A 26745-nucleotide genomic window follows, 5' to 3' on the forward strand; every position below is an offset into this window, starting at 1 on the left:
CATGAGCAAGCCCCAGAAGCAGATCCATCTCGCCGCGCACTTCCCCGGCGTCAACAACACCACCGTGTGGAGCGACCCGCGGGCCGGCAGCCACATCGAGTTCAGTTCCTTCGCGCACTTCGCGCGGACCGCGGAACGCGCCAAGTTCGACTTCCTCTTCCTGGCCGAGGGGCTGCGACTGCGCGAACAGGGCGGCAAGATCTACGACCTGGACGTGGTCGGCCGTCCCGACACCTTCACGATCCTCGCCGCGCTCGCCGCCGTCACCGAACGCCTCGGCCTGACCGGGACCATCAACTCCACCTTCAACGAGCCCTACGAGGTGGCCCGCCAGTTCGCCAGCCTCGACCACCTCTCCGACGGCCGTTCCGCGTGGAACGTCGTCACCTCCTGGGACGCCTTCACCGGTGAGAACTTCCGCCGTGGCGGCTACCTCCCGCAGGACGAGCGGTACGCCCGGGCCAAGGAGTTCCTCGCCACCACGGGCGAGCTCTTCGACTCCTGGCGGGGCGACGAGATCGTCGCAGACCCGAGCACCGGCACCTTCCTCCAGGACGCCAAGGCCGGGGCCTTCGTCCACGAGGGCCGCCAGTTCGACATCCAGGGCCGGTTCAACGTGCCGCGCAGCCCCCAGGGCCGCCCGGTGATCTTCCAGGCCGGGGACTCCGACGAGGGCCGCGAGTTCGCCGCCTCGTCCGCCGACGCGATCTTCAGCCGGTACGCGGCCCTCGACGCCGGCCAGGCCTTCTACACCGACGTCAAGTCACGGCTCGCCAAGTACGGCCGGCGCGCCGACCAACTGCTGATCCTGCCCGCCGCGAGCTTCGTCCTGGGCGACACCGACGCCGAGGCCGAGGAGATCGCCAAGGACGTGCGCCGCCAGCAGGTCAGCGGCGCCACCGCCCTCAAGCACCTGGAGTTCGTCTGGAACAGGGACCTGTCCGGCTACGACCCGGAGGGCCCGCTGCCGGACATCGACCCGGATCTCGGCGAGAACCACATCGCGCGCGGCCGCGCCCAGGTCCGGATGTACCGCGACCCGCTGGCCACCGCCCGCGAGTGGCGTGAGCTCGCGGAGGCCAACAACTGGTCGATCCGCGACCTGGTCATCGAGACCGGCAACCGGCAGAACTTCGTCGGCTCCCCGGCGACCGTCGCCAGGACGATCAACGAGTACGTGCAGGCCGACGCCGCCGACGGCTTCATCCTCGTCCCGCACATCACCCCCGGCGGCCTCGACGCGTTCGCCGACGAGGTCGTCCCGCTCCTCCAGGAACAGGGCGTCTTCCGCACCGAGTACGAGGGCACCACCCTCCGCGACCACCTCGGCCTCGCCCACCCCGACGAAGCGGACAGCGCCGCGCGGGCGGCCTCGTGAAGTTCCTCGCCATCACCCTGATCGTGCACCGCCCGGACCCGGTCACCGGTGTCCTGAAGTCCACGCAGGACCGCTTCCGCGAGGTGCTCGACAACGCCCTGCTCGCCGAGGAACTCGGCTTCGACGGCTTCGGCGTGGGGGAGCGGCACGAGCGGCCGTTCATCTCCTCCTCCCCGCCGGTGGTGCTGAGTCACCTCGCCGCCCTCACCCGCCGCATCCGGCTCTTCACCGCCGTGACGACCCTCAGCCTCCTCGACCCGGTCCGGGCCTACGAGGACTACGCCACCCTCGACCACCTCTCCGGCGGCCGCCTGGAGCTGATCATCGGCAAGGGCAACGGCGCCGCCCAGCGCGAGCTGTTCCAGGTCACGCCCGACGACCAGTGGGAGCGCAACGCCGAGGGCTACGAGGTGTTCCGGCAGATCTGGCGCCAGGACAAGGTCACCGCGGCCACCCGTTTCCGCCCGGAGCTGACGGACGCGGAGGTGTGGCCCCGGCCGTACCAGCAGCCCGTCCGGGTCTGGCACGGCAGCGCCACCAGCAGGGAGTCCGTCGACCTGGCCGCCCGCTACGGCGACCCGCTGTTCTCGGCGAACGTCACCCACCCCATCGAGCCCTACGCCGAGCTGATCCGGTACTACCGGGAGCGCTGGGAGCACTACGGCCACGACCCGGGCGCCCTCGCGGTGGGCGCCGGCTCGGCGGGACTGTACGTGGCGCGCACCTCCCAGGAGGCCGTCGAGGCCTACCGGCCGGTCTTCGAGGGCACGCTCGCCTTCCAGAGACAGGCCGGGCTGCCCGTCGTCTTCGAGACGCTGGAGGACTTCGTCGAGCGCAGCTCCGCCCTGATCGGCAGCCCGCAGCAGGTCATCGACAAGGTGCACCGCTACCACGAGCGGTTCGGCCACACCGTGCTGCACGTGCACGCCGACGCGAGCGGCCTGACCGACGCCCGGCACCGCGACTCGCTGGAGCTGTTCCAGTCGGACGTGGCCTCCGTGCTGCGAAGAGACCTGCCGGACCCGCCGTTCGCCTGGGGACCGGTGCTTCCCACACCGTCGAACACCGAGGAGCCGGCCCGTGTCTGACATCCCCCTCGGCGTGCTCGACCTGGTCCCGATCCCCTCGGGTTCGACGGCCGCGGACGCCCTGCGCAACTCCATCGACCTGGCCCGGCACGCGGAACGGCTCGGATACGCCCGCTACTGGTTCGCCGAACACCACCTCAACCCCGGTGTCGCGGGCACCTCCCCGGCCGTCGTCCTGGCGCTGACCGCGGCCGCCACCGACACCATCCGGCTCGGCTCCGGCGCCGTACAGCTCGGACACCGCACCGCCCTGTCCACGGTGGAGGAGTTCGGCCTGATCGACGCGCTGCACCCCGGCCGCTTCGACCTGGGCCTGGGCCGCTCGGGCGGCCGTCCGCCGGGGGACCGGCCGAGCCCGCCGGCCACGGCCACCCCGGTCGTCGACGGCCGGGCCCCGAACGGCCTGCTGATCCCGCCCCGCTTCTCCTTCGAACGCCTCCTCGGCTCGCCCCGGATCGCCCTCCAGCGCCGGCTGCTCCTCCTGCCGGACGCCACCTCGCAGGACTACGCCGAGCAGATCGACGACGTCCTCGCCCTGCTGGCCGGTACCTACCGCTCCCCGGAGGGCCTCGAAGCGCATGTCGTACCGGGCGAGGGCGCCGAGGTCGACGTGTGGATCCTGGGCAGCAGCGGCGGCCAGAGCGCCGAGGTCGCGGGCGCCCGGGGCCTGCGCTTCGCAGCGAACTACCACGTCAGCCCGGCCACCGTCCTGGAGGCGGTGGACGGCTACCGGGCCCGCTTCAAGCCCTCCGCGTCCCTCGACGCGCCCTATGTCAGCGTCTCCGCCGACGTCGTCGTCGCCGAGGACGACGACCACGCCCGCGAACTCGCCGCCGGCTACGGCCCGTGGGTGCGCAGCATCCGCACTGCCGAGGGCGCGATCCCGTTCCCGACCCCGCGGGAAGCACGCGCCCACGCCTGGACCGACGAGGACCGGGCGCTCGTCCAGGACCGGATCGACACCCAGTTCGTCGGCTCCCCGGCCCGGGTCGCCGACCTCCTGGAACAGCTCCAGGAGGCCACCGGCGCCGACGAACTGCTCGTCACCACCATCACCCACGACCACACGGACCGCGTCCGCTCCTACGAACTCCTCGCCGAGGAGTGGCGCCGCAGGGGCCACTCCGCCCCGTCGGACTGATCCACCCGCGGTCCCGCCGTACCGGCGTCCCCACGGACGCCCGTACGTGACCGCCTCGGCGCGGCCGGCCTCGTCGCCGCGCCGACGGCGGCACGCCCACCGTCACCCACGGCCTACCGCAAGGTGATCGCGGTGGACCGCCCGCGCTCGGCCCCGACGGCACGGGCCACGACGTCCAGCAGACGTCCGCCGTCCTCGCCGGCGAACCACTCGGCGTGCCCCACGCAGTACTCGTACGCCAGCCGGGTGTTCTCCGCGGACCGCGTGACACTGTGGAAGTAGCCCAGCTCGGACAGCGCGAACTCGGCGTGCACCAGCGGCAGCAGCTCGGGGAGCGCGGCCGATTCGACGGCGGTGAGGGGTCGTACGGACACATAGCCGTCGACGAGCGCGGTCACGTCCTCGTCCCGCACCGGGTAGCCGGGCCGGAGCCACTGCACGGCGTTGCGTTCGATCGCGGTGGCCAGGTCGTGCACGGCCGTCGTGCGGTCGCTCATGCCGAAGTCCAGGACGGTGCTGACCTGTCCGTCGCCGCCCCACAGCAGGTTGGAGGCGTGCCAGTCGTTGTGGGTCCACAGGGGTTCCAGGCCGGACAGATGGGGCGCGAGCCGTTCGTGCAGCGGCAGCAGCACCCGGCGGACGTCCTCGCGCCACGGGAACCGCCCGATCCCCGCGGCCAGTCGGGGCCGCTCGTCGAGGAACCGGTCCAGCGCCTCCCGGGGATCCCGCGCGGCGAACACCGTGAACGAGGCGACGAGAGGCTGCACCCGACGCCGGGGCGCGTCGAACCCCCGGGCCGCCAGATGCAGTCGGGCCAGCGCCTCGCCCGCCGCCCTGGCGTGCGCGGGGGAGCGGAAGGGCGACCAGGACAGCGCGTCCCGGTACAGGTCCTCCCCGGCGCCGGTCGAGTGCACCTCGTACGTCCACGTGCCGCGTGCCGCCGTGTGCAGCACCTCCACGACCGGCGCGCCGTGCTCGCGCAGGTGGCGCAGGAAGGCATGCTCCTCCGCCAGCCCTGCCGGGGAGCGCACGGCGATGTGGTGCCGCTTCACGAACAGCCGCCGGCCGTCCCGCTCGACGACGGCCGCCGCGGACAACGGGCGCGGGCTGCGCCACACCACCCGGGCGCCCGCCCCGACGACGTCGGTCACCTCGTCGTCGGTCAGCGGCGCCCAGTCCGGCTCGACCGGGTCGGTGCCGAGACCGTGGGCCAGATGTGAACTCACGGCGTCTTCACCGCCGTTGTGCCGCGCAGTGTTTCCAGGACCCGGCGCTCGGTGGCCGCGAACTCGGGCGCGGTGAAGTCCTGCGCCCCGCGCGGGCGGGCCAGCGGCACCTCCACGCGTGCGACGACGGTGGCCGGGCGCGGCGACAGGACGTGCACGGTGTCCGCGAGCAGCACCGCCTCGCGGATGTCGTGGGTGACCAGCAGCACCGTCCAGCGGTGGCGTTGCCACATCTGCGCCAGCCACAGCTGCATCTCGGTGCGGGTCAGCGAGTCCAGCGCCCCGAACGGCTCGTCCAGCAGCAGCACCGGACGCTCCAGGACGACCGTGCGCAGCAGCGCGGCCCGTTGGCGCATGCCCCCGCTGAGCTGCGAGGGGTACGCCTTCTGGAAGCCGTCGAGCCCGAAGTCGGCGAACAGCGCGTCGGCCCGCGCCCGGGCCTCCTTCTTGCGCACGCCCTGCGCCTCCAGGCCGAGCGCGGTGTTGTCCAGCACGGTCCGCCACGGGAACAGCAGGTCCTTCTGCGGCATGTAGGCGACCTTGCCGGAGCGCACCCCGGCCGGTTCGCCCTCCACCAGCACCCGGCCGGTCGTCGGCCGGTCGAGCCCCGAGACGAGGTTGAACAGCGTGCTCTTGCCACTGCCGCTCGGCCCGATCACGGCCGCGAACTCGCCCGGCTCCACCGACAGTTCGAGACCGCGCAGCACCTCCAGCGAGCCGAAGGACTTACCCACCTCCTCGATCAGCAGACTGCTCATGACGTCTCCTCCCGCTGCGCCCGCTCCCACGGCAGCACCAGCCGCTGAAGCAGGCAGGTGGCCCCGAACAGCGCGATGCTCAGCGCCGCCGTCACGCCGACCGCCGCGAACACCAGGTCCGTCCGGAACGCGCTCTTCTGCGCCTGCATATAGATCCCGAGCCCGGCCTCCGCACCCGCGTACTCCGCGAACACGGCGCCGACGACGGCGTAGGTGATGCTCACCCGCAGGCCGGCGAAGAAGTACGGCATCGCGCTCGGTACCCGCACCAGCCGGAACGTCCGCAGCCGGCCCGCGCCCAGCGAGCGCAGCAGCCGCATCGCCTCACGGTCGGTCGCGGCGAACCCGGCGGCCAGGTTGGCGGCGAGCGGGAAGAACGTCGTCAACGTCACCACCAGCATCTTCGGCAGCAGCCCGAAACCGAACCAGATGATGAGCAGGGGGGCCACGGCGACGATCGGGACGGTCTGCGAGGCGACCAGGAGCGGATACAGCCCCCTGCGGGCCGCCGCCGAGAAGTCCAGGAGAACGGCGACCAGCCAGGCCGCCGCGAACGACAGCGCGAAGCCGAGCAGGGTCTCCTGGAGCGTGGGCACGGTCTGCGCCCACAGGTCCGCGCGGTTGGCCCAGCCCTGCTCCAGCACCCGCTCCGGCGACGGCAGCATCGTCGGATCGACGCCCGCGCCGGTCACGTACAGCTGCCAGCCGCCGACCACGACGGCCAGCACGAGCAACGGCGGCCACAACGACCGCAGTAGCGACCTCACTTGGCGCTCCCCGCGTCCTTCGAGGTGGGCAGATAGGCGTTGGTGAAGAACGACGTGGCGTCGGGGGCCTCGGTCAGCCTGCTGCCGTTCGCGTCGCTCAGCAGCCCGGCCCGGTACTCGAAGTCGGCGAAGGCCTGCCAGCGCTCCTCGCTCTGGGTGCCGATCGTGCCGTCGGCCGCCCTGTAGTACTCCTTGGCCAGCAACTCCTCGCTCTTCCGCACGAGTTCGGTGTTGGTGAGCACGCTCTTGTTGGCGTCGATGAGGAGATCGGCGGCCTGGTCGGGGTGGTCGGCCGCGTACCTGTACCCCTTGTCGACGGCGGCCAGGAACTTCCTCGCGACCTCCGGGCGCTGCTTCAGGAACCGGTCGGAGGACGCGAGAAGCGTCGAGTAGATCGCCGGGAAGCCGTAGTCGGACAGCTGGAAGTTCTTCAGCGGCTTGCCGCTCAGCTCCGCCTCCAGCCCCTCCCAGGTCGGCATCGGCATCGCGAAGTCCGCCTTGCCCGCGTAGAGCGCCGCGTACGCCGAGGTGCTGAGGGTGACCTGCTTGAAGTCGCCCTTGCCGCCCGCGTTGCGGATCACCTTCTGCAGCAGCGGCTTCTCGTAGGGCGCGCCGAAACCGGCGTACGTCTCGCCGTCCAGGTCCTTGGGGGACGCGATGTCCGTACGGCCGGCGCGCACGGCGATGGTGACGTTCGTCTTCTGGGTGACCGCGTAGACGGAGGTGATGTCCTGTCCGGCGGCGCGCGCCGTGGTGACGCCCTCCTGGTAGGAGATGCCGAAGTCGGCCTTGTGGCTCGCGATCAGCGTCTCGGGCGCGGTCGAGCCGTAGGGCACGATCTTCAGATCGATGCCGGCCGCCTTGAACCAGCCCTTCTGCTGGGCGACGTAGATGCCGGTGTGGTTGGTGTTCGGGGTCCAGTCAAGGGCGAGGGTGACGGTCGTGGTGCCGTCCTTCGCGGTGGCGTCGGCCGAGGGGTCCGCGGAGCAGCCGGTGGCGGCGAGGACGGCCGACGCGGCTATGACGGACAGGACGGTACGGCGGTGCATGAGGGTTCCTTCGGGGGGCGAGGGGGGTCGGTGCGGCGTCGGCGCGGTCACGCCCGGCGACACAGCGCGCTGTCCACCCGCTTGAAGTCGACGGCCAGCCGCCGGGTCAGCCCCCGGGCCTGGCAGCACAGGACACTCATGCGGTCACGGCCGGCAGCAGCGCGTTGGTGAAGGAGCGGTCCCAGTCCCGGTCGTGCGCGAGGGCGCCGTGCTCCGACAGCCAGTGCGCGTACGGGCCCGTGCGCGCCGGGTCGATCACGCCCCAACGGCCTTGCGGGTCCGTCCAGGTGGGTGCGATCAGGGTGAGGGAACGGGCTATCAGCGAGCGCGGGAAGTAGGGGATGACCCCTTCGAGCAACTCCAGCGTCCGCTCGGTGTCCTGCGCGGCGGACGTGTAGCCCCGGGCCGTGACGGCGAGGAAGTCCCGTACGAGGGAGGGCTGTTCGGCGAGCAGGCGCTCGCTCGTGCCCAGCAGGTAGCTGTGGTAGCGGGGTGCGCCGATCTCGTCGACCGGCCAGGTGACGCGCCGTTCCTCGGGGAGGTCGCCGCGCAGCGCGTCCCAGGACCAGTAGGTGCCGAAGGTGGCGTCTGCCTCGCCCGCCTCGATGTCGTCGACCGTCAGCTCGCGGGTGCCCGCGTCGATCGTGACCACCGCGTCCGGGTCGCCGCCGTCGGCCGCCACCAGATGGCGGACCATGGCCAGGCCGCGCGGGGTCGGGTTGAGGGCGACGCGACGGCCCGCGAGCTCCCGGGGGCGGGTGATGCCGGTGGAAGCGGTGGTCTGGATCGCCTCCAGGCCCCGGTGGTTGACGGCGGCCACCGCGATCAGCGGCTGGCCGTGCGCGGCGCGCCGGGCCAGCAGCCGGTTGGGCGGGAAGACACCGAAGTCCACCTCGCCGCGTGCCAGGTACTCCAGGGTGTCACCGCGTCCCGGATCCTGGACCACGAGTTCCACGTCCAGCCCGGCCTCCGCGAACCAGCGGTGGGCACGGGCCACATAGAAACCGGAGGAATTGGGCCAGGGATGGAAATAGTCGAGCATGACCCGGATGTGCGGCATGAGGGAACTCCGAAGGGGGCGCGCGGGAACGCGGAAGAGGGGCGGAGGGGGAGGAAGTGTGCGGCGTGCGGGCGGTGCGCGGTCAGACGGACCGGCGACAGCGGCACGCGCGGCAGCCGCACGGGCGACAACAACAGGAGCTGCCCGCCGGGGTGAAGACCACCGGAGGCTTCGGCTCTACTGCTGCGGACACGTGAACTCCTACGCGGGGCGCCTGGGCGCGTTTCGTGCGGTCGGCGTCCCCATGGGGACCGCGTTCGACGAACGGATCCCAGACGCCCTCTCAGCCCGTCCGGGGAGGGGCTCCCGCGTAGATGGCCGAAACCATAACGGCAGCCGACGGTCCTCGCGCAACCTTGATCCGAAATATGAGACGGCCATGATCAGTGGATAAGACGCCCAGCTCACGGGCGTACCATCGGCCGCCATGACCACCTCCCCGCTGCCCGGCCCCCTCGTCGACGACACCTGGCTGGCCGCCCGGCTCGACGACCCCCGGCTGGTCGTCCTCGACGCCACGGTGCTGCTTCCCTCACCCCGGCACGACGGTGACCACCGCAGTGCGAGCGGCCGTGAGGGATGGGTCCGACGACACCTCCCCGGTTCCCGGCACGCCGACCTGACCGGGGACTTCTCCGACCGCGACGCGCCCTGCCACTTCACCGTGCCGGGCCCGGAGGCGCTGGCCCGCGCGCTCGCCCGGGTCGGTGTGGGGGAGGGCGGCGCGGTGGTCGCGTACGACACCGGGGGCGGGATCTGGGCGGCCCGGCTGTGGTGGATGCTGCGGGCGATCTCCGTGCCGGCGGCCGTGCTCGACGGGGGCCTCGCGGCCTGGGAGTCGGCGGGACGGCCACTCGCGTCCGGCGACGACCCGGTGCCGGTGCCCGAGGTGACCCCCGTGGCGCCCGTCCCGCGTCCCGAACTGTGGACCGATGTCCACGCGGTGGAGGCCATCAGCCGGGGCGAGCAGCCCGGCACCCTGGTCTGCGCGCTGCCCGCGGCCGGCTTCGACGGGTCGGCCCCCACCCGGTACAGCCGACGCGGACACATCCCCGGCAGCCGCAGTCTTCCCGGTCGCGAACTCCTGGACGGCGAAGGGCGCCTGCTGCCCGCGGCGGACCTCGCCGCGCGTGTCGGTGCGGGACTCGACGCCACCGACACGCCGGTCGTCCTGTACTGCGGCGGCGGTGTGTCGGCCGCCGGGGTCGCCCTCGCCCTCACCCTGCTGGGGCGCGAGGACGTGTCCCTCTACGACGGTTCGCTGGAGGAGTGGTCGAAGGACCCGGCGCGACCGCTGGAGCTGGGCGGCGCGGCCCGGACCCGGCCGGGGCAGGGCGGCTGACCCGCCGGCCCGCCGACGACCTACGGCGCCTCGCTCGACGTACGGTCCGTGGCCCCCGCCCGCCCTGTCACCCGTCCCGCACCGGACGGAACGCGCGGCAGCGCCAGACTCACCGGCAGGGCCGCCGCCAGCAGGCCCGCGCAGACGACCGACGCGACCGCGAACGCCGTCCTCGGCACGCCCTCCGCCGAGGACGCACCCCGCAGGTAGATCCCGGAGACCGCGCTGAGGCACACCGCCGCCGCGATCCGCTGGGTCATCTGGAGGATGCCGCCCGCCACCCCGGCCGCCTCGGCCGGGGCGTGCTGCAGGACACGCGCCTGGTTGGGTGAGACGGTCAGGCCGGCCCCGGCTCCCGAGGCCACCTGGACCGCCGCCAGCACGAGAGGCAGCGCGGCGAGCGGCAGCGTCACCGCCGCCAGGGCCCCGCCCAGCAGGGCGAGGACGCCCACCGACAGACCGAGGGTGACGGTGCGGGCGCCGATCCGCCGCACCACCCGCCAGGCCACCGCCGACGACACCCCCATCGCGACCGCCGACGGGAGTGTCACGGCCGCCGTGGTGAGCGCCGAGAGGCCGAGCCCGCTCTGCAGGAACAGCGTCAGCACCAGCCCGGCCGCCAGGGAGGCCCCGAAGTTCGCCATCGCCACCAGCGTGCCCAGGGTGTACGGGGCCGAGCGGATCAGCGAGGGGTGCACCAGCGGCACCCGCCCCCGCCGGACCCGCCACCACTGACCCAGCACCAGCGCGCCCGCCGCGAGAAGCGCCGCCGCTCCCCACAGGGCGACCGCGCCGCCGTCGTCCGGCGTCCTGATGAACGGGAGCATCAGCGACAGGGTCAGTGCCGCCACGCACAGCAGTCCCCACAGGTCGGGACGACCGGGCGCCGCGACCCGCCGGGGCGGCGGCAGCCGGCGTGCCGCCAGCCACAGGGTGACCGCCCCGCACGGCGCGCTCAGCAGCAGACACAGCCGCCAGCCCGTCCCGGGACCGCACAGCGCGACCAGCGCCCCGCCGAGCGCCGGGCCCAGGGCGGCCGCGACCCCGCCGGTGACCGCGTACAGGCCGAGGGCACGGGCCCGGTCCAGGCCGTGGAAGACGTCCTGGAGCGTACCGATCACCTGGGAGTTGACCAGTCCGGCACCCGCCCCCTGCACCAGCCGGGCCACGACCACCGTGACCGGGTGGGTGCCGGTGGCGGCGACCAGGCCGCACAGCACGAACGTCGAAAGGCCGACCAGGAACAGGTGTTTGCGGCCGCGTACGTCACCCAGACTGCCGCCCGGCACCAGGGCGAGCCCGAAGGCCAACGAGTAGCCGGAGACGATCCACTGCACGTCCGTCGCGTCGGCGGACAGCGACTGGCGCAGCGCGGGGACGGCGATGTTGAGGACCGACTGGTCCAGCAGGGTCGTCGCCCCGGCCGCCAGACAAACCGTCAGTACCCGCCGGGCCGCGCGATCATCTCCCGGAAGCATGCCGTCATGCTCACACCGCCCGGACGCTCCTGTCCCCGTCCCGGCCGGCCTGTTCGCACGATGGAAACACGCCGGGCGGGTCCGCCCGCGGACGGCGGACCCGGTGTGGCCGGGGACGCGTCCCCCTCCCCCGAAGGCGACGCGTCCCCGGCGCTTCCCCCGGCGCCGGACTGTGGTTCACGGGTGGCCTGACGGCTCACCAGCACATGACCGCCGTCTCGCCCGAACCCCAGCCGGAGTACAGGCGTACGCGGACGAAGTAGCGGCGGTCCCTGACGAGCCGGACCCTGATCGTGGCGTTGTGCGGCGTGCCTCCGTCGTCGTGCCCCGCGAGGAAGCGGGGCTCCCCGTCCCGCTCCTCGAAGACCACCACCATGGAGTCGCTCTCCCCGAAGGTGGCGAAGGTGTACTCGCGGGTCTCGCGCGGCTCGACGGTGAAGTCGACCTGCTCGCCCGGCCCCAGCGACAGCGGCACCGAACGGAACGGCACCAGCGCCGGCGGCCGCGCTCCCTCGGGCGGCGGGTACCAGCCGAGGACGAACTCCTTGTCCAGCGGCGACAGCCCGCCGGACGGATGCACACCCCCACGGAACTGCTCCGGCTCCAGGATCAGCCCCGCCGAGAAGGGGTACTCCATGACGGACTGCGAGTCCCACACCGACCCGTTCACCTCGGCCGGGTCCAGCTTGCGCAGGATGTTGAACCAGGTCCGGTCCCGGCTCCAGTGGTTGGGCGGGCCCGCGAGATCGGCGTACACGGCCTCGTCGTCCCAGTGGAGCCCGGCGAACGGGCTCTGGTGTTCGTGCTGCATGCCGAGCGCGTGCCCGATCTCGTGCAGGGCCGTCGCGCGCTCCCCGGGCGCGGTCAGGTCCCAGCCGAAGTTCATGGTGCGCTCGTTGAGACCGGCCGACAGCGCGTCCCGGCCCACCGCCGACCAGGAGCCGTCACCCGGCTGGAACCCGATGCGCAGCTCCGCCTCCGAGCGGTCGGCGACCTCGGCGAAGTACACCCCGATGCCCAGCTCCCGCCACTCGCGGAAGCAGTCCCGCACGACCTCGCGCTGGTCCTCGCCGCCGACCCAGGACACCCAGCGGGTCCCCCCGGAACCCGGCAGGGCGATGACCGACCCGTCGCTCTCGCCGTCGAGGAAGCAGTAGTGCAGCACCGTGCCGTTGACCCACATCCGCCGCCCGCTCATCAGCGCGCCGAGCCGCTCGGCGGCCAGCCCCGGCGCGAAGGCGGGGGCCGACTGCTGGGCGAGCGAGCAGTAACGGGCGGTCATGGGTTCCAGGTTGCCGTGCGGGACCGGCGCCCGGCCTGAGTCGGGGGCTACTCAAGTCACCCTGTATCAGGCGTGAGTATGCCGACTCCTCATGATGTGACGACCTTCGAACCCCAGGACAGGACCCTGCGACTGCCGTGGCCGTTCACGGGCCGGGACGAGGAACTGGCGCTCGTCCGCCGCTCCTTGGCGGTGGGCCGGCCCGGCATGGTGATCACCGGACCGGCGGGCAGCGGCCGCACCCGTCTCGCCATGGAGGCGGTCCGCGGCACCGACTGCGCCCGGGTGGCCGGCACCCCCGGGACCCGCGACCTGCCGTTCGCCGCCTTCGCCCACCTGCTCCCCGAGGGCGTCACCCTGCACAGGGCGGTCCAACTCCTCACCGGCGTGCGGCAACTGCTGGTCGACGACGCGCATCTGCTGGACGACGCCTCCGCGGCCCTGCTCCACCAGTTGGCCGTCCAGGGCCGCACCCGTCTGCTGGTCCTCGTCACGGACGGGGCCCGCCCGCCCGGCGCGGTGGCCCGCCTGTGGACCGGCGAACTGCTGCCCCGCCTCGCCCTGGAGCCTCTGCCCCGCGAGGACACCGCCCCCCTTCTCGACGCCGGCGCGGGTGGCCCCCTGGAGCCCCTCGCCGTCCACCGCCTGCACCGTCTGTGCGGGGGCGATCTGCGGCTCCTGCGCGATCTGCTGGACGCGCTGTGCGAGGAGGGCCTGCTGACCAGGGACGCGGACACCGACGAGCGGACCTGGCGCGGCCGTGTCCCGGTGACCTTGGCCCTGCGGGAACGCGCCGCCGCCGTGCTCGCCCGCAGCTGCCCCGACGAGCGCGAGATCCTCGACCGGCTCGCCTTCGCCGAACCGCTGCCGCTCGCGGCGGACACCCTGGATCTGGGGATCCTCGAACGCCTGGAGACGGACGGTCTCCTCGACGTCGGCGACGACGCGACCGTCCGTCTGGCCCACCCCCTGCACGGCCCGGTCCTGCGCGCCGAGGCCGGCCGGCTGCGCGCGCGGCGGCTCACCGGCCGACGAGGGTCCACCGCGTCCGCCCTCGACGCCGAGGCGGCCGAGCTGACCCGCCGCATCGAGCGGGCCGACGTCCGGACGACGCCCACGCCGGTGGGGGAGTGGGTCGTCGCCGAGGGGGAACCGGTACCGGCGCGGTACGCCGCCGTCCGCGCGCGGTTCTCACGGCTGCGGGGAGAACTGCGCGAGGCGGCGGCCTGGGCGCGGGAGGGCCTGGCCGCCGCCCCGCAGGACCGCCACTGCCGCACCGAACTCGCCCTGGCCGCCGCCCAGTCGGGCGAGACGGGCGTGCCGATCGACCTCCTCGCCGAACAACCCGGCACCGCCGCCTGGCCAGCGGCCGCCCGCGGAGACCTCGACACGGCACTGAAGACACTCGAAGAAACCGAGACCGAGACCGAGGCCGAGACCGAGGACCCCGGCACCGGCGACCCCGGCACCGGCACCGGTGACCCCCGCGACCCCTACAACGCCCGCGACCCCTACATCGCCTACGATGCCGTGCGCCTCGGCGGCCCCCGGCGCGCGGTGCGGCTTCTCCCCTCCGACGGTTGCCTCGCCCGGCACGCCCGGGCGCTGGTCCGGGGTGACGGACCGGCGCTGGACCTGGTGGCCGCCGAGCTGGAGGAGCGCGGATTCCTTCTCTTCGCGGCCGAGGCGTACGCGCAGGCGGTGCGCGTCCACCGGGACGCCGGTGCGGCCCGCACCGCCCGTACGCGCGCCGTAGCCCTGGCCAGGCGCTGCCAGGGCGCCCGCACCCCGGCCCTGTCCGGTCTGGTCCTGGGTGAACTCACCGCACGCCAACGGCAGATCGTCACCCTCGCCGCGGCCGGCCTCAGCAACCGGCAGATCGCCGAACGCCTCACCCTGTCCGTCCGCACCGTCGGCAACCACCTCTACGGCGCCTACACCCGGCTCGGCGCGGGCGACCGCGGCGCCCTTCCGTGCCTGGTGGAGCAGCCGGCCTGAACAGGCCGGGCTCAGGTCGTGTCCGTAAAGCCCCAGCGGCTCGCGACGCCCGGCACGCACTCTCCCGGAGGGGGCACCCCCCAGCCGGGATGTCCGGGCCGCCCACGTACAACCGGTACGAGGGCGGCCCTCCGCCGTGCGGTCGCACGCACCGGACGCCGCGAGCCCCGCCCGCCGGGCAGACGGCGCTACGTCGCGGACACGACCCAGGGCCGTCTCACGCCGCGCCGAACGCCGTGAACGCCCATCCCGTCGCCTGGTGCAGCGCGTCGTCCGGCAGCGCGGCACGGGCGTCCCGCAGGGCCTCCGCCAGAGAGAGGCCCGCGCTGATGCCCTTGTGCAGGGCCAGCATCAGCGGGACGACCGCCGCGTCGTTGACGGGTGCGCTGCTCGCCAGCACACCCGCCGTGCCCAGCGGCAGCAACGCCGTGACCAGGCCCAGGAGTTCGTCCGCGCCGACCGAGGCGAGCCGGGCGGTGTCGCAGCTGGAGAGGATGATCCGGTACGGGCTGCGGGCGAGCCGCTCGAAGTCGTGGACGATCAGCGGGCCGTCCGCCATCCGCAGGGACGAGAACATCGGGCTGTCGCCGCGGAACGTGCCGTGCGCGGCGATGTGCGCCAGCGCGGCCCCGTCCAACTCCTGGAGCACCCGTGACACATGGGCGTCCTCCTGCTCCAGCACGATCGGCCTGCCGTACCGCCCGGCGACCTCCGGCACCTCCGCCCCGCAGGACGCCAGCCCCGGCCCCCGTACCAGGACCTGCCGGCCACCCGGGGGCGGTTCGGTCTCCCGCGCCCGCAGCCAGCCGCTGGCCGACGGCGACACACTGACCACCCGCTCCCGCAGCGACGGCAGCAGCGCCCACGGCACCCGGTGCAGCCGGGCCGGCGGCACCACGACCAGTGGACCCGGGCCCAGGTGCCTCGCCGCCTCGCCGAGCAGCAGTTCCTCCAGCTTCCGTCCCGCCGCCTCCACCACCGGCAGCCGGCCCTCCGCGCCGGGGTGGGCCAGCCGCCGCAGCCCGGCCTGTACGTGTTCGGCCTCCCGCTCGGCCTCGGCCAGCAGCCCGCCCGGGAACCGGCGTACCCGCCCGCCCCCGCACAGCAACACCTGAACCCGCCCGTCCAGTACGGCCAGTTCGACCAGCCGCCCGTCGCCGAGCCGCTCCAGCAGCCGGCCCGCGTCGAACCGGTCCCCGCCGAACCGGTCGCCGCCCCAGGGCGTGACCCCGCGGATGTGCAGGGTCCGGGAGCGGATCTCCCGCTCCAGGCGCCGCTGTTCACGCTCGAGCGTCGGCACGGGCCTGCCGTCCATCCGGGCGGCCTCCGCGCGGGCGGCGATCACCCGGAACGCGGTCAGCCCGCTCAGCAGCGCCGGGTCGGCCGGCGGCCGGGTGGGCGGCGTCGACAGCGCCGTCGCCCGCCACCGCTCGCTCCACACCAGCAACTGCCTCGGCCCGCCCCGCTCCAGACTGACCTCCTGGGCCAGCGCGGCCAGCTCGGCGCCCTGCGCGGTGGCCCGGGCCCGCAGCTCCGAGGCGCCCAGCGTCGTCCGGTGGTCGTCGAGGACGTCGAGCCCGCGCCGGCAGGCCTCCAGCACGCCCCGGCCCGAGCCGGTGGCCCGCGCCCACAGCGCCTGCGCCGCCCAGCCCGTCATCCGTGCCAGCGGCGGCCCGCTGCGCCGGCTGCGGGCCGCGATCTGGAGGTACCGCCCGGCGTCCGTGGTCCAGTTCAGGTCCAGCGCGATCCGGCCCGCGAGCAGCCAGGCCTCCGGTGCGGCCGGCGCCTGGAAGGAGGCCAGCCGTTCGGCGAGCCTGGCGGCATCCGCGACCAGCCGGCCGGAGCCGCGTCCGGTGGCCACCCGCGCCTCGATCAGCACCAGCCGGGCGTGCGTCTCCCACCAGGTGCGCCGCTGTCCCGCGAAGAGCCGCTCGGCCACCGCCGCGCGGGCGATCGCCGTCCCCGGATCGCCCGCCAGCCGCGCCGCCCTCGCGGCCGTCAGCAGCAGCTCCGCCTTGCGGGTGGACTGCCCGCCGATGCCGTCCAGCACCGCGATCGCCGCGTCCGCCTCGGCCAGCGCCTCAGGCGCGAGACCGGCGGCCATCAGGACCTCGCAGCGCCGGATGTTGAGCATGAACGTCGGCGTGCCCAGCTTCGCGTACCGTTCCTCCGCCTCGTCGAGGAGCCGCAGCGCGGCCGGCACGTCCCCGGAACGGAAGGCGGCGAGCCCCCGGCTCTCCACCGCGTCCGCCTTGTCGTGCTCCTGGCCGGTGGTGTCCCACAGCGCCTCGGCCGCGGTGAAGTCCGCCTCGGCCCGCTCCACCGCCCCGAGGGCCAGGTGCACGGTGGCGCGCAGGGTGAGGGCGCGGGCCGTCCAGATGACGTCGTCGGCCTGACGCAGCACGGGGATCGTCCGGCGTACGTCTTCCAGCGCCTCGCGATGGTGGCCGAGGACCCACAGGGAGTAGGCCCGCCGGTACATCACGCGGGCGCGGGTGTGGCCGGTCCCGCGCTCGACCCCCCGCTCGAAGGCGGCGAGCCCCTGCCGGGTCCGGCCCGCGTGCACCAGCGCCACGCCGAGCGTGCCGAGGACGTCCGCCTCCCGCTCCGCCGAGTCCGCGCGCGCCGCGAGGTCCCGGGCGCGTCGCAGATGGTCCAGGGCCAGACGCATGTCGCCCCAGTCCCGCTGCCAGATGCCGATCACCTGGTGGGCGACGGAGGCGTGCAACGGCGTCGGATCGGTGTCGAGCACGCCTTCCGCCCGCGACAACGCGTCGCCCGGGGCGGCGAACACCATCGGCAGCAGTTCGAGAACCGAGTCGTTTCCCGCTGTCACTCCACGGATGGTAGTGCTCCGGCCTGCGCGCCACACCGGTTCGGCACTGTATCCACCAGTAACAATTGGACGTCGTGTCAACGGAATCGGCATCGTGAGGGGGCGCGCGGCCGCAACCGCACCACCCTCATCCGCCGTCGCACCACCTGTATCAGACGGCCGTCCCGCGGGTCTTGCTGTCGACCACCGGCTGTAGGGGAGGACACGCCATGGCACCACAGCGATTCCACGAGCAGTTCGACCATCTCCAACGTGCGCTGCCCGACGTCCCGTTGGCGATGGGACCGGACGACTCCGCCGAGTTCATCTACGAGAAGGGAGTCGTCCTCGCACGAGACGGCGAGGAGGCCCGGACCGTCGAGGACGCCGTCCGCTCGCACTTCACCGCGACCGAGGGCCTGGTCCCGGACCACGTGCGCCGGGCGGGCCCGGAGACCAACCGCTCGGGCATCACCCGGATCAGGGTCGGCGACCCCGGTGAGGGCGGCCGGGGCGCCGACCACACCGTCGCCGGTGCCCTGCGCGCGCTGCGGGAGACGGAGGGCCGGGCCGGCCGCCGTCTGATCAGCCGTAACCACCTGGTGTCGATCGCCGTCAACGCCTGCCCCGGCGACGAACCGGTGCCCGCCCCGCGCAGCGCCCGGCCCAACCCCGCCGCGGCACCGGCGGCCCGTGTCGCGGAGGGCGCGGAGAGCCCCGACGCCGTCGGCGTGCTCGTGATCGACACCGGCCTGACCCACGACTACCGCTCCTACCCGCTGCTGGCCCGCACCGAGGGCGACGCCCAGGTCAGGGAGACCGACGAGGACGGGATCCTCCAGCAGTACGTCGGCCACGGCACGTTCATCGCCGGGCTCGTCGCGGCCGTCGCGCCGGACACCGACGTCACCGTCCGGGGCACCCTCAACGACGCCGGCGCGATCCTGGAGTCCGAGTTCGGCGAGCGGCTCTTCGACGCCGTGCAGGACGGCTGGCCCGACATCATCAGCCTCTCCGCGGGCACCTCCAACGGCCGGGTGGACGGCCTGCTCGGCGTGGCCGCGTTCATGGAGGAACTCCGGGACCGGGGAACCCTGTTGGTCGCGGCCGCCGGCAACAACGGCAGTTCCGCGCCCTTCTGGCCCGCCGCCTACGCCTCGCTGCCCGAGTACGCCGACGCGGTGCTGTCGGTGGGCGCGCTGCGCGGCGACGGCGAGTTCGGCGCCTGCTTCAGCAACCACGGCCCCTGGGTGAAGGTCTACGCCCCCGGCGAGCGCCTCACCAGCGCCCTCACCGGCTTCGACAGCCCCGTCCCGTACGTCTACCAGCACTCCACCTACGAGGCCTGCCGCTACGGCTTCAGCTACTCCTGCACCTGCTGCTCCCCGCGCCACACCGGGGTGTTGAGCGAGGCGCAGCAGGTCACTCCGGGCAAGCCGGACCAGGTGATGTTCGAGGGTCTGGCGTCATGGAGCGGCACCTCCTTCGCGACCCCCCTGGTGGCCGGGCTCGTCGCGGCCCACATGACCGCGCACCGGCTGACCGATCCACGGGCCGCCGCCCGCCGACTCCTCGCCACCGCTTCCGAGTTCGCCGAGGTGCGGGGTGCGCACGTACCGGCACTGCTTCCGCCCACCTGGCAGCCGGCCCGGGTGGGTCCGGCGTGAGGGCGCCATGACGTCCGAGAGGTGCCCCGCCACGGCGTACGATGACAGGCCGTACACGAGGGGTGGGGCCGTGGACCGTACTGATGTCGGCGCGCTCGTCCAGTCCGCCGTCGACGGTGACACGGCGGCCTGGAAGGCGCTGGTGGACGGACTGAGCCCATTGGTGTGGTCGGTCGTGCGCGCGCATCGGCTCTCCGACGCCGACGGGCACGAGGTGTACCAGACGGTGTGGTTCCGCTTCGCCCAGCATCTCGGGCGGATCCGTGAGCCGCACAAGGCCGGTTCGTGGCTCGCGAGCACCGCGCGCAACGAGTGCCTGAAAGTGATCAAGAGCTTAAGGCGGCTGACGCCGACCGACGATCCGCTGCTGCTCGACCGGGCCAGCGAGGATCTGACTCCCGAGCAGTCGGTCCTGGACTCGGAGGAGGCGGCCGCGCAGAGCGAGCGGGTCCGGTTCCTGTGGCAGGAGTTCGAGGCGCTCGGCGAGCGCTGCCGGCAGCTGCTGCGGGTCCTGATCGCCTCGCCGCCGCCCAGTTATCAGGAGGTGTCGGCCGCCCTGGGCATCGCCGTCGGCAGCATCGGACCGATGCGCCAGCGATGTCTGCGGCGTCTGCGCGCCCGACTCGACGCACGGGGAGCCCTGTGAACGGCATGAACGGTATGAACGACGACGAGCAGGACGACATCTTCGGCGAAGTCCCCTTCGTCGACGAGGAGTTCGACCACGACCGGCTGGAGGAGGAACTCCGCCAGGCCGCCGCGATCCTGGACCCGGTCCCCGCCGAGCTGCGGCGGGCCGCCATCGAGGCCTACGCGCTGCACGACCTGGACGCACGGATCGCCGAGCTGACGTTCGACTCGTTGGTCGACGCCATCCCGGTACGGGGAGCGGTGGACGTGCCGCGGATGCTGACCTTCCACACGGGTGGGCTGACGGTCGACGTGGAGGTGACCGACGAGGGACTGATGGGTCAGCTGCTGCCGCCCCAGTCGGCCTCGATCGAGGTCCTGCACGGCCCCCGGGCGGGCGCCTCGCTCACCGCCGACGACATGGGCCGCTTCGCCTGCGAGGCGCCTCCGGGCGGCCCGTTCGCCCTCCGGCTGCGGACCGACGCGGAGGTCGTCGTGACGGAGTGGCTGCGCGCCTGAGGCCGACGGCGACGGACGGCCTCCGCGGCCCCCGGACGACGGTCCTCCACCGCGAGGCGACCCGGCCGACCGGGACCGCGAAGCGCAGTCCCGGCAGCGGGCCGGCGGCGTGCCGAGGGGGGGTGTCCATCGGTGGCGGGGGCCCGGCAGGCTGCCACGGCGGGCTCCTCGGTCGTGTCGCCCACCGGCACCGGGTCCGGGCAGCCTGTCCGATGTGGGTGCGTGGGGCCGCAGGTCAGGCGGACAGGCTGTCCACGAGGGCCGCGAGCGCCGAGGCGAGCCGGGTGAGTCCCGGCCCGGCCGGTCCGCCCGGCTCGGTCATGTACGTGTCCCGCCGGATCTCCACCATCAGCGCGCTCACCCGCGGTTCCTTCCCGTAGTGCTCCAGGGGCACGTAGGCCCCGGCGAACGGGCTGTCGAGCCCGGTTTCCCCGACCGCCTCCCCGAACGCCTCGCGCGCGGCGGCGAGCAGCTCGGGCGGGGTGTGGAAGGCGTCGGTGCCGAGGCAGACCGGCGGCCGCGGTCCCTCGCCGTGCAGCTCGTAGGGCAGCGGCTCGGTGGGGTAGGAGTGCACATCGACGACCACGGCCCGTCCGACCGCCGCCAGCCGCTCGGCGACGGCGTCGGTCATCGCCTGCGCGTACGGCCGGAAGTAGCGGGCGACGAGCGGCTCGGGGTCGGTCCCCTGCGGCCGCAGCACCTCGCGGTGCGTGGTCCGCGTGTACACGGCCCCCATGCCGACGGCCCGCATCTCCTCGCGCTCGTCCGGGAACCGCTCCGGATCGACGACCAGCCGCGACAGCCGGTTCACGAACCGCCAGGGCGTCACTCCCGCCAGCCGCGCCGCCGTCTCGGCGATCTCCGCGGTGTGCGAGTCGGTGATGTGGTCCAGCTCGCGCTCCAGCGCCCCGTCGTCCAGCACGATGCCCTCCCGCACCCCGGCCGGTATCTCCCGCGCCGAGTGCGGCACATGAAGGATCACCGGTGATTCGGCGGCGCCGGGGAGGAAGGAGAAGGACGGTGCGGCAGGGGTCATGAGGCTGCTCCGGGGCGTTGTCGGTGGGCGTGGCGCATGATCAAGATGCCATATCGACCCGTCCGGGTGACATGTGCAGTCGTCGCCGTCACGCAAGCCGGCTTCCCGAGAGCCGAGAGCCGAGAGCCGAGAGCCGAGAGCCGAGAGCCGAGAGCCGAGAGCCGAAGGCGGTGGGACGGGGCCGGGTCGGGGGCGTCGCGGATCGGTGGGGCGGGGCCGGACGCACGGCCGCCCCGGCCGGGAGAGACCGGCCGGGGCGGAGGTGGGTGTCGCGGTGCGTCAGCTGAGGGACGCCAGGGCCTCGTTCCAGGTGGCCGACGGGCGCATGAAGGCCGCCGCCTTCGCCGGGTCGGGCTGGTAGTAGCCGCCGATGTCGGCGGGCTTGCCCTGGACGGCGTTCAGCTCGTCGACGATGGTCCGCTCGTTCGCCGCGAGGGTCTCGGCGAGCGGGGCGAAGGCCTTGGCCAGGTCCGCGTCGTCGGTCTGCGCCGCCAGCTCCTGCGCCCAGTACAGGGACAGGTAGAAGTGGCTGCCGCGGTTGTCGATGCCGCCGACGCGACGGGTCGGGGACTTGTCCTCGTTCAGGAAGGTCGCCGTGGCGCGGTCGAGCGTGTCGGCGAGGACCTTGGCACGGGTGTTGCCCGTGAACTCGGCGTACTGCTCGAAGGACGGCACGAGCGCGAAGAACTCGCCCAGGGAGTCCCAGCGCAGGTAGTTCTCCCTGACCAGCTGCTGGACGTGCTTCGGCGCGGAGCCGCCGGCGCCCGTCTCGAACAGGCCGCCGCCCGCCATCAGCGGGACGACCGACAGCATCTTGGCGCTGGTGCCCAGCTCCAGGATCGGGAAGAGGTCGGTCAGGTAGTCGCGCAGCACGTTGCCGGTGACGGAGATGGTGTCCTCGCCGCGGCGGATGCGCTCCACCGACAGCTTGGTCGCCTCGACCGGGTTGAGGATCCGGATGTCCAGGCCCTCGGTGTCGTGCTCCGGCAGGTACGCGTTGACCTTGGCGATCAGGTTGGCGTCGTGGGCGCGGGTCTCGTCCAGCCAGAACACGGCCGGGTTGCCGGTGGCGCGGGCGCGGGTGACGGCCAGCTTCACCCAGTCCTTGATCGGCGCGTCCTTGGTCTGGCAGGCGCGGAAGATGTCGCCCGCGGAGACCGTCTGCTCGATCAGCGCGTTGCCGGCCCCGTCGACGAGGCGGACCGTGCCGGTGGTCGGGATCTCGAAGGTCTTGTCGTGGCTGCCGTACTCCTCGGCCTTCTGCGCCATGAGGCCGACGTTCGGGACGGAGCCCATGGTCGACGGGTCGTAGGCGCCGTGGGCGCGGCAGTCGTCGAGCACGGCCTGGTAGACGCCGGAGTAGGAGGAGTCCGGCAGCACCGCGAGGGTGTCGGCTTCCTGGCCGTCCGGGCCCCACATGTGGCCGGAGGTGCGGATCATGGCCGGCATCGAGGCGTCGACGATGACGTCGGACGGCACGTGCAGGTTGGTGATGCCCTTGTCGGAGTCGACCATGGCCAGCGCCGGGCCCTCGGCGAGCTCGGCGTCGAAGGAGGCCTTGATCTCGGCGCCCTCCGGCAGGGACTCCAGGCCCTTGTAGATGCCGCCCAGACCGTCGTTCGGGGTCAGGCCGGCCGCGGCGAGCGTCTGGCCGTACTGCGCGAAGGTCTTCGGGAAGAAGGCGCGGACCACGTGACCGAAGATGATCGGGTCGGAGACCTTCATCATCGTGGCCTTGAGGTGCACGGAGAACAGCACGCCCTCGGCCTTGGCCCGGGCGATCTGCGCGGTGAGGAACTCGCGCAGCGGCGCGACGTGCAGGACGGAGGCGTCGACGACCTCGCCCTCGAGGACCGGTACCGACTCGCGCAGCACCTTGGTCGAGCCGTCGTCGCCGACCAGCTCGATCCTCAGGGAGCCGGCCTCGGAGATCACGACCGACTTCTCGGTGGAGCGGAAGTCGTCCACGCCCATGGTGGCGACGTTGGTCTTGGACTCCGGCGACCAGGCGCCCATGCGGTGCGGGTGGGTCTTCGCGTAGTTCTTGACCGACGCGGGGGCGCGGCGGTCGGAGTTGCCCTCGCGCAGGACCGGGTTCACGGCGGAGCCCTTGACCTTGTCGTAGCGGGCCTGGATCTCCCGCTCCTCGTCGGTCTTCGGGTCGTCCGGGTAGGCCGGCAGCGCGTAGCCCTGCGCCTGGAGCTCGGCGACCGCGGCCTTGAGCTGCGGGATCGACGCCGAGATGTTCGGCAGCTTGATGATGTTGGCCTCGGGCGTCTTGGCCAGCTCACCGAGCTCGCTCAGCGCGTCCGGGATCCGCTGGTCCTCGGTCAGGTACTCCGGGAACACGGCGATGATCCGCCCGGCCAGCGAGATGTCCCGCGTCTGGACGGCGACACCCGCCTGCGAGGCGTACGCCTGGACCACCGGCAGGAAGGAATACGTCGCCAGGGCCGGGGCCTCGTCAGTGTGCGTATAGATGATGGTCGAGTCAGTCACCGGGTGCTCCGCTCCACGTCTGCAACATTGCTCGACATCAAGATATCTCGTGACCGGCGTCGGCTCGACAGGGGTCTCCTCACATCCCGGGATGTCCGGGTGGTCCCGCGGGGCAACCGAAGCGTCCGTTCTCGTGGTCATGGAGGTGAACAGCGTCGACCTCATCCGACGGCCGGACCGACCACCCGGCCGCCCGAGCGAAAGCGGACCATGAGATATCGCAGCAGAGTGACGGCCCCGGCGGCCGCACTGATCGGCACGGCGGCAGTTCTGGCCGGGGGAAACACGGCGTACGCGGGCGCGAGGACCGATGACGCCCCGGCCCCCGGGACGGCTCCCGAGACCCTCGGTGACCCCGTCTTCCCGGCCCTCGGCAACGACGGCTATCGCGTCGACGCCTACCACCTCGATTTCTCCTACGACCCCTCGACCGCCCTGGTCGACGCCACGGCGACCCTGGAGCTGCGCACCACCCAGGCCCTCACCCGTCTCTCGCTGGACGCCCTGGGCCTGGACATACGCACGGTCCGCGTCGACGGTCGTACCGCCGCGTTCGAACAGGTGGACGAAAAGCTGCGGATCACCCCGGCCCGGCCGCTGTCCGCCCGGGATCGGGTCACCGTGTGCGTGACGTACACGGCGGACCCGCGCCGTGCGCTCGCGCACACCGCGTGGGTGCCGACGGCGGACGGGTTCGCGATCTGTCCCCAGCCGGACTCGGCGCACACCGTCTTCCCCTGCAACGACCACCCGTCGGACAAGGCGGACTTCACCTTCCGCATCACCGTCCCCGCCGGCCTGCGGGCCGTCGCGAGCGGCTCGCCGGTGTGCACCGAGGACCTGGCCGGCGACCGGACCGCGTACACCTACCGCTCCCGCTCGCCGATCGCCACCGAACTGGTGCAGATCACCGTCGGCGACTATGTCGTGAAGGAGCGCCGGGGACCGCACGGACTGCCGCTGCGCGACGTCGTCCCGACCGCGCGGGCCGAGGCCCTGGAGCCCGCCCTGGCGCTCACCCCGGGGCTGGTCGAGTGGATCGAGGCGCGGCTGGGGGCCTACCCGTTCGAGACGTACGGACTGCTGCCCTGCAACTCCGACGACCCGAGCGCCTTCGACTTCACGGGCCTGGAGACCCAGACCCTCACCCTGTACAAGCCGAACTACCTGCTCCAGGCGGAGCCGAAGATCGGCTCGCACATGATGCACGAGCTGGTCCACTCCTACTTCGGGAACAGTGTCAGCCCCGCCACCTGGGCCGACCTGTGGCTCAACGAGGGCCACGCCGACTTCTACGGGCTGCTCTACCGCTACGAGCGGGGCTGGGCGGACTCCCTGGGCCTGACCACCTTCGAGGCCCGGATGAAGGACACCTACGCGCGCGGCGACCAGTGGCGCAAGAGCTCCGGCCCGGTCGCCGCGCCGAACGCGGTCAACCTCTTCGACAGCCAGCGCTACCTGGGCGGCGTCCTCGTCCTGTACGCGCTGCGGCAGCTCATCGGCGAGGACGCCTTCCACGCGGTCGAGCGGGCCTTCCTGGCCCGCCACCGCAACTCCTCGGCGTCGACGGAGGACTACATCGCCATCGCCTCGCACACCAGCGGGCAGGACGTGTCCGGCTTCCTGCGGGACTGGCTGTACGGCACGACGACACCGAGGATGCCCGGCCATCCGGACTGGACGGTCACCCCGGTGACGCCGTCCCTCACCGCCCCCCGCCGGCAGGCGGGCGCGGGCCGGCACGAGAACTCGGCCACGCTCTGACCCGGCGGCCGACGCCCTCGGCCGCCGTCAGTCGTGCAGGGCGGTCATCCCGCCCTGCACGAAGTCGTCGCCGGTCCGCTGCTGCGGGATGACGACCGTGCCCGACTGCAACGCCACCGTGCGGGCCGGCGCCGGGATCCGGATGCCCTCCTCGCGGTAGCGGCGGTGCAGCCGCTTGATGAACTCGTGCTTGATCCGGTACTGGTCGCTGAACTCGCCGACGCCCAGGATCACCGTGAAGCCGATCCGCGAGTCGCCGAAGGTGTGGAAGCGGATGGCGGGTTCGTGGTCCGGGAGGGCGCCGTCGACGCCCGTCATGACCTCCGCGATGACCTCCGAGGTCACCCGTTCCACCTGCTCCAGGTCACTGTCGTAGGCCACGCCCACCTGCACCAGGATCGTCAACTGCTGCTCGGGACGCATGTAGTTGGTCATGTTCGTCTTGGCGAGCTGCCCGTTGGGGATGACGACGAGGTTGTTGGAGAGGGCGCGGACGGTCGTCTGACGCCAGTTGATGTCCTCGACGTAGCCCTCCTCACCGCTGCTCAGCTTGATGTAGTCACCGCGCTGGACGGTCTTGGAGGCCAGGATGTGGATGCCCGCGAACAGGTTCGCGAGGGTGTCCTGGAGGGCCAGCGCGACGGCCAGACCGCCGACGCCCAGGGCGGTGAGCAGCGGGGCTATGGAGATGCCCAGCGTCTGGAGCACCACCAGGAAGCCGATCGCCAGGACCAGGATCCGGGTGATGTTCACGAAGATCGTGGCCGACCCGGCGACTCCGGAGCGCGAGGAGGTCACCGACTGCACGAGCCCGGCGACGACCCGCGCCGCGGACACGGTCACCACGAAGATCAGCAGCACCGTCAGACACTGGTTGACGGTGTGCTGGACGGCCTTCGTCAGCGGCAGCACCGCGGCCGCGGCCGCCGCGCCACCGGCGATCATGGACCACGGCACCACCGTGCGCAGCGCGTCCACGACGACGTCGTCGCCGCTCCACCTCGTGCGCTTGGCGTGCTTCGCCAGCCAGCGCAGCAGCGTGCGTGACAGGAAGGCGGCCAACAGGCCGGTGGCCAGGGCGATTCCGGCGATGACTGCGTCGTCCAGGGTCAGGGCGCGGTTCACCGGTCACCTCCGGGAAGTCGATCCGCGGCACGGGGGGTCGCCGACGGCCGGATGTGAAGTCTCGTCACGATGTCACCTGTTCGGTTCCGGGATGTGCGGTCGCGCCCGCCGTTCGCGGAGCGG

The 26745-nt window shown here is 73.0% G+C and carries 20 protein-coding genes; 9 read left to right on the forward strand and 11 right to left on the reverse strand.

The genetic code is table 11. The annotated features are described in order from the left end of the window. The first annotated feature begins 1 nt into the window (after window position 1). The 3 genes from OG736_RS37140 to OG736_RS37150 are packed head-to-tail and all read left to right on the forward strand — an operon-like array spanning window position 2 to window position 3607. Window positions 2-1378 carry an NtaA/DmoA family FMN-dependent monooxygenase gene (locus tag OG736_RS37140; protein WP_327186318.1) on the forward strand — a complete coding sequence of 459 codons (1377 nt, stop codon included), beginning with the start codon at window positions 2-4 and terminating at the stop codon, window positions 1376-1378. Beyond that, window positions 1375-2466 carry an LLM class flavin-dependent oxidoreductase gene (locus tag OG736_RS37145; protein WP_327186319.1) on the forward strand — a complete coding sequence of 364 codons (1092 nt, stop codon included), beginning with the start codon at window positions 1375-1377 and terminating at the stop codon, window positions 2464-2466. Before OG736_RS37140 ends, OG736_RS37145 begins: the two co-directional genes overlap by 4 nt. Further along, window positions 2459-3607: an LLM class flavin-dependent oxidoreductase gene (locus OG736_RS37150; RefSeq protein WP_327186320.1), complete on the forward strand. Its 1149-nt coding sequence runs from the start codon at window positions 2459-2461 to the stop codon at window positions 3605-3607. Before OG736_RS37145 ends, OG736_RS37150 begins: the two co-directional genes overlap by 8 nt. A gap of 113 nt (window positions 3608-3720) precedes the next feature. Here the strand turns inward: OG736_RS37150 and OG736_RS37155 are convergent, their stop codons facing one another. The 5 genes from OG736_RS37155 to OG736_RS37175 all read right to left on the reverse strand — a co-directional run bounded on the left by OG736_RS37155 (window position 3721) and on the right by OG736_RS37175 (window position 8467). Continuing rightward, the gene (locus OG736_RS37155) at window positions 3721-4833 is read right to left on the reverse strand and encodes a phosphotransferase enzyme family protein (RefSeq protein ID WP_327186321.1); all 1113 of its coding nucleotides are present in this window, start codon (window positions 4831-4833) and stop codon (window positions 3721-3723) included. Beyond that, window positions 4830-5591, reverse strand: a complete 762-nt coding sequence (locus OG736_RS37160) for an ABC transporter ATP-binding protein (protein WP_327186322.1) — start codon at window positions 5589-5591, stop codon at window positions 4830-4832. Before OG736_RS37160 ends, OG736_RS37155 begins: the two co-directional genes overlap by 4 nt. After that, entirely contained in the window at window positions 5588-6358 is a 771-nt protein-coding gene (locus OG736_RS37165) for an ABC transporter permease (RefSeq protein WP_327186323.1), read from the reverse strand. The genes OG736_RS37160 and OG736_RS37165 overlap by 4 nt, the downstream gene beginning before the upstream one ends. Beyond that, a complete protein-coding gene (locus OG736_RS37170; RefSeq protein WP_327186324.1) occupies window positions 6355-7407 on the reverse strand; it encodes an ABC transporter substrate-binding protein in 1053 nt (350 codons plus the stop codon). The genes OG736_RS37165 and OG736_RS37170 overlap by 4 nt, the downstream gene beginning before the upstream one ends. 136 nt (window positions 7408-7543) lie before the next feature. Then, window positions 7544-8467: an ABC transporter substrate-binding protein gene (locus OG736_RS37175; protein WP_327186325.1), complete on the reverse strand. Its 924-nt coding sequence runs from the start codon at window positions 8465-8467 to the stop codon at window positions 7544-7546. 427 nt (window positions 8468-8894) lie between these two features. Between OG736_RS37175 and OG736_RS37180 the strand changes: the two genes are divergently transcribed. Then, entirely contained in the window at window positions 8895-9809 is a 915-nt protein-coding gene (locus tag OG736_RS37180; protein ID WP_327186326.1) for a sulfurtransferase, read from the forward strand. 20 nt (window positions 9810-9829) lie between these two features. Here OG736_RS37180 and OG736_RS37185 read toward each other — a convergent pair whose 3' ends face one another. After that, complete coding sequence (locus tag OG736_RS37185) at window positions 9830-11287, reverse strand: MFS transporter (RefSeq protein ID WP_327186327.1); 1458 nt, start codon at window positions 11285-11287, stop codon at window positions 9830-9832. A gap of 196 nt (window positions 11288-11483) precedes the next feature. Further along, window positions 11484-12569 (reverse strand): beta-glucuronidase AbsR1, encoded by a 1086-nt coding sequence (gene absR1 / locus OG736_RS37190; RefSeq protein WP_327186328.1) that lies wholly within the window; start codon window positions 12567-12569, stop codon window positions 11484-11486. A 78-nt stretch (window positions 12570-12647) separates the two neighbouring features. Here absR1 and OG736_RS37195 point away from each other — a divergent pair, with 78 nt between their 5' ends. After that, window positions 12648-14567: a LuxR family transcriptional regulator AbsR2 gene (locus tag OG736_RS37195; RefSeq protein WP_327187816.1), complete on the forward strand. Its 1920-nt coding sequence runs from the start codon at window positions 12648-12650 to the stop codon at window positions 14565-14567. Window positions 14568-14784: 217 nt separating this feature from the next. Here OG736_RS37195 and OG736_RS37200 read toward each other — a convergent pair whose 3' ends face one another. Next, a complete protein-coding gene (locus OG736_RS37200) occupies window positions 14785-17403 on the reverse strand; it encodes a CHAT domain-containing protein (protein ID WP_327186329.1) in 2619 nt (872 codons plus the stop codon). Window positions 17404-17612: 209 nt separating this feature from the next. Here OG736_RS37200 and OG736_RS37205 point away from each other — a divergent pair, with 209 nt between their 5' ends. The 3 genes from OG736_RS37205 to OG736_RS37215 all read left to right on the forward strand — a co-directional run bounded on the left by OG736_RS37205 (window position 17613) and on the right by OG736_RS37215 (window position 20198). Further along, the gene (locus OG736_RS37205) at window positions 17613-19049 is read left to right on the forward strand and encodes a S8/S53 family peptidase (protein WP_327186330.1); all 1437 of its coding nucleotides are present in this window, start codon (window positions 17613-17615) and stop codon (window positions 19047-19049) included. Window positions 19050-19119: 70 nt separating this feature from the next. Continuing rightward, window positions 19120-19695, forward strand: a complete 576-nt coding sequence (locus tag OG736_RS37210; protein WP_020127476.1) for an RNA polymerase sigma factor — start codon at window positions 19120-19122, stop codon at window positions 19693-19695. A gap of 5 nt (window positions 19696-19700) precedes the next feature. Further along, window positions 19701-20198, forward strand: a complete 498-nt coding sequence (locus OG736_RS37215) for a hypothetical protein (protein ID WP_442817117.1) — start codon at window positions 19701-19703, stop codon at window positions 20196-20198. 235 nt (window positions 20199-20433) lie between these two features. Here the strand turns inward: OG736_RS37215 and OG736_RS37220 are convergent, their stop codons facing one another. Both OG736_RS37220 and OG736_RS37225 read right to left on the reverse strand, forming a co-directional pair. After that, on the reverse strand, window positions 20434-21234 hold the full coding sequence (locus tag OG736_RS37220) for an N-formylglutamate amidohydrolase (protein ID WP_327186331.1): 801 nt from the start codon (window positions 21232-21234) through the stop codon (window positions 20434-20436). A 279-nt stretch (window positions 21235-21513) separates the two neighbouring features. Continuing rightward, window positions 21514-23733 (reverse strand): NADP-dependent isocitrate dehydrogenase, encoded by a 2220-nt coding sequence (locus tag OG736_RS37225; RefSeq protein WP_327186332.1) that lies wholly within the window; start codon window positions 23731-23733, stop codon window positions 21514-21516. A gap of 228 nt (window positions 23734-23961) precedes the next feature. Here OG736_RS37225 and OG736_RS37230 point away from each other — a divergent pair, with 228 nt between their 5' ends. Further along, on the forward strand, window positions 23962-25497 hold the full coding sequence (locus OG736_RS37230; protein WP_442817118.1) for a M1 family metallopeptidase: 1536 nt from the start codon (window positions 23962-23964) through the stop codon (window positions 25495-25497). Window positions 25498-25524: 27 nt separating this feature from the next. On the opposite strand, the gene OG736_RS37235 is transcribed toward OG736_RS37230, so the two are convergent. Continuing rightward, window positions 25525-26622 carry a mechanosensitive ion channel family protein gene (locus OG736_RS37235; protein WP_327186334.1) on the reverse strand — a complete coding sequence of 366 codons (1098 nt, stop codon included), beginning with the start codon at window positions 26620-26622 and terminating at the stop codon, window positions 25525-25527. Between the last annotated feature and the right edge of the window lie 123 nt (window positions 26623-26745).

The organism is Streptomyces sp. NBC_01334 (assembly GCF_035983595.1).
Taxonomy (GTDB): domain Bacteria; phylum Actinomycetota; class Actinomycetes; order Streptomycetales; family Streptomycetaceae; genus Streptomyces; species Streptomyces coriariae.

Coding starts and splice junctions, on each gene's coding strand:
- OG736_RS37160 (WP_327186322.1), bottom strand. CDS start 5,591: ATGAGCAGTCTGCTGATCGAGGAGGTGGGTAAGTCCTTCGGCTCGCTG.
- OG736_RS37185 (WP_327186327.1), bottom strand. CDS start 11,287: ATGCTTCCGGGAGATGATCGCGCGGCCCGGCGGGTACTGACGGTTTGT.
- OG736_RS37220 (WP_327186331.1), bottom strand. CDS start 21,234: ATGACCCCTGCCGCACCGTCCTTCTCCTTCCTCCCCGGCGCCGCCGAA.
- OG736_RS37140 (WP_327186318.1), top strand. CDS start 2: ATGAGCAAGCCCCAGAAGCAGATCCATCTCGCCGCGCACTTCCCCGGC.
- OG736_RS37195 (WP_327187816.1), top strand. CDS start 12,648: ATGCCGACTCCTCATGATGTGACGACCTTCGAACCCCAGGACAGGACC.
- OG736_RS37180 (WP_327186326.1), top strand. CDS start 8,895: ATGACCACCTCCCCGCTGCCCGGCCCCCTCGTCGACGACACCTGGCTG.
- absR1 (WP_327186328.1), bottom strand. CDS start 12,569: ATGACCGCCCGTTACTGCTCGCTCGCCCAGCAGTCGGCCCCCGCCTTC.
- OG736_RS37170 (WP_327186324.1), bottom strand. CDS start 7,407: ATGCACCGCCGTACCGTCCTGTCCGTCATAGCCGCGTCGGCCGTCCTC.
- OG736_RS37175 (WP_327186325.1), bottom strand. CDS start 8,467: ATGCCGCACATCCGGGTCATGCTCGACTATTTCCATCCCTGGCCCAAT.
- OG736_RS37205 (WP_327186330.1), top strand. CDS start 17,613: ATGGCACCACAGCGATTCCACGAGCAGTTCGACCATCTCCAACGTGCG.
- OG736_RS37215 (WP_442817117.1), top strand. CDS start 19,701: ATGAACGGTATGAACGACGACGAGCAGGACGACATCTTCGGCGAAGTC.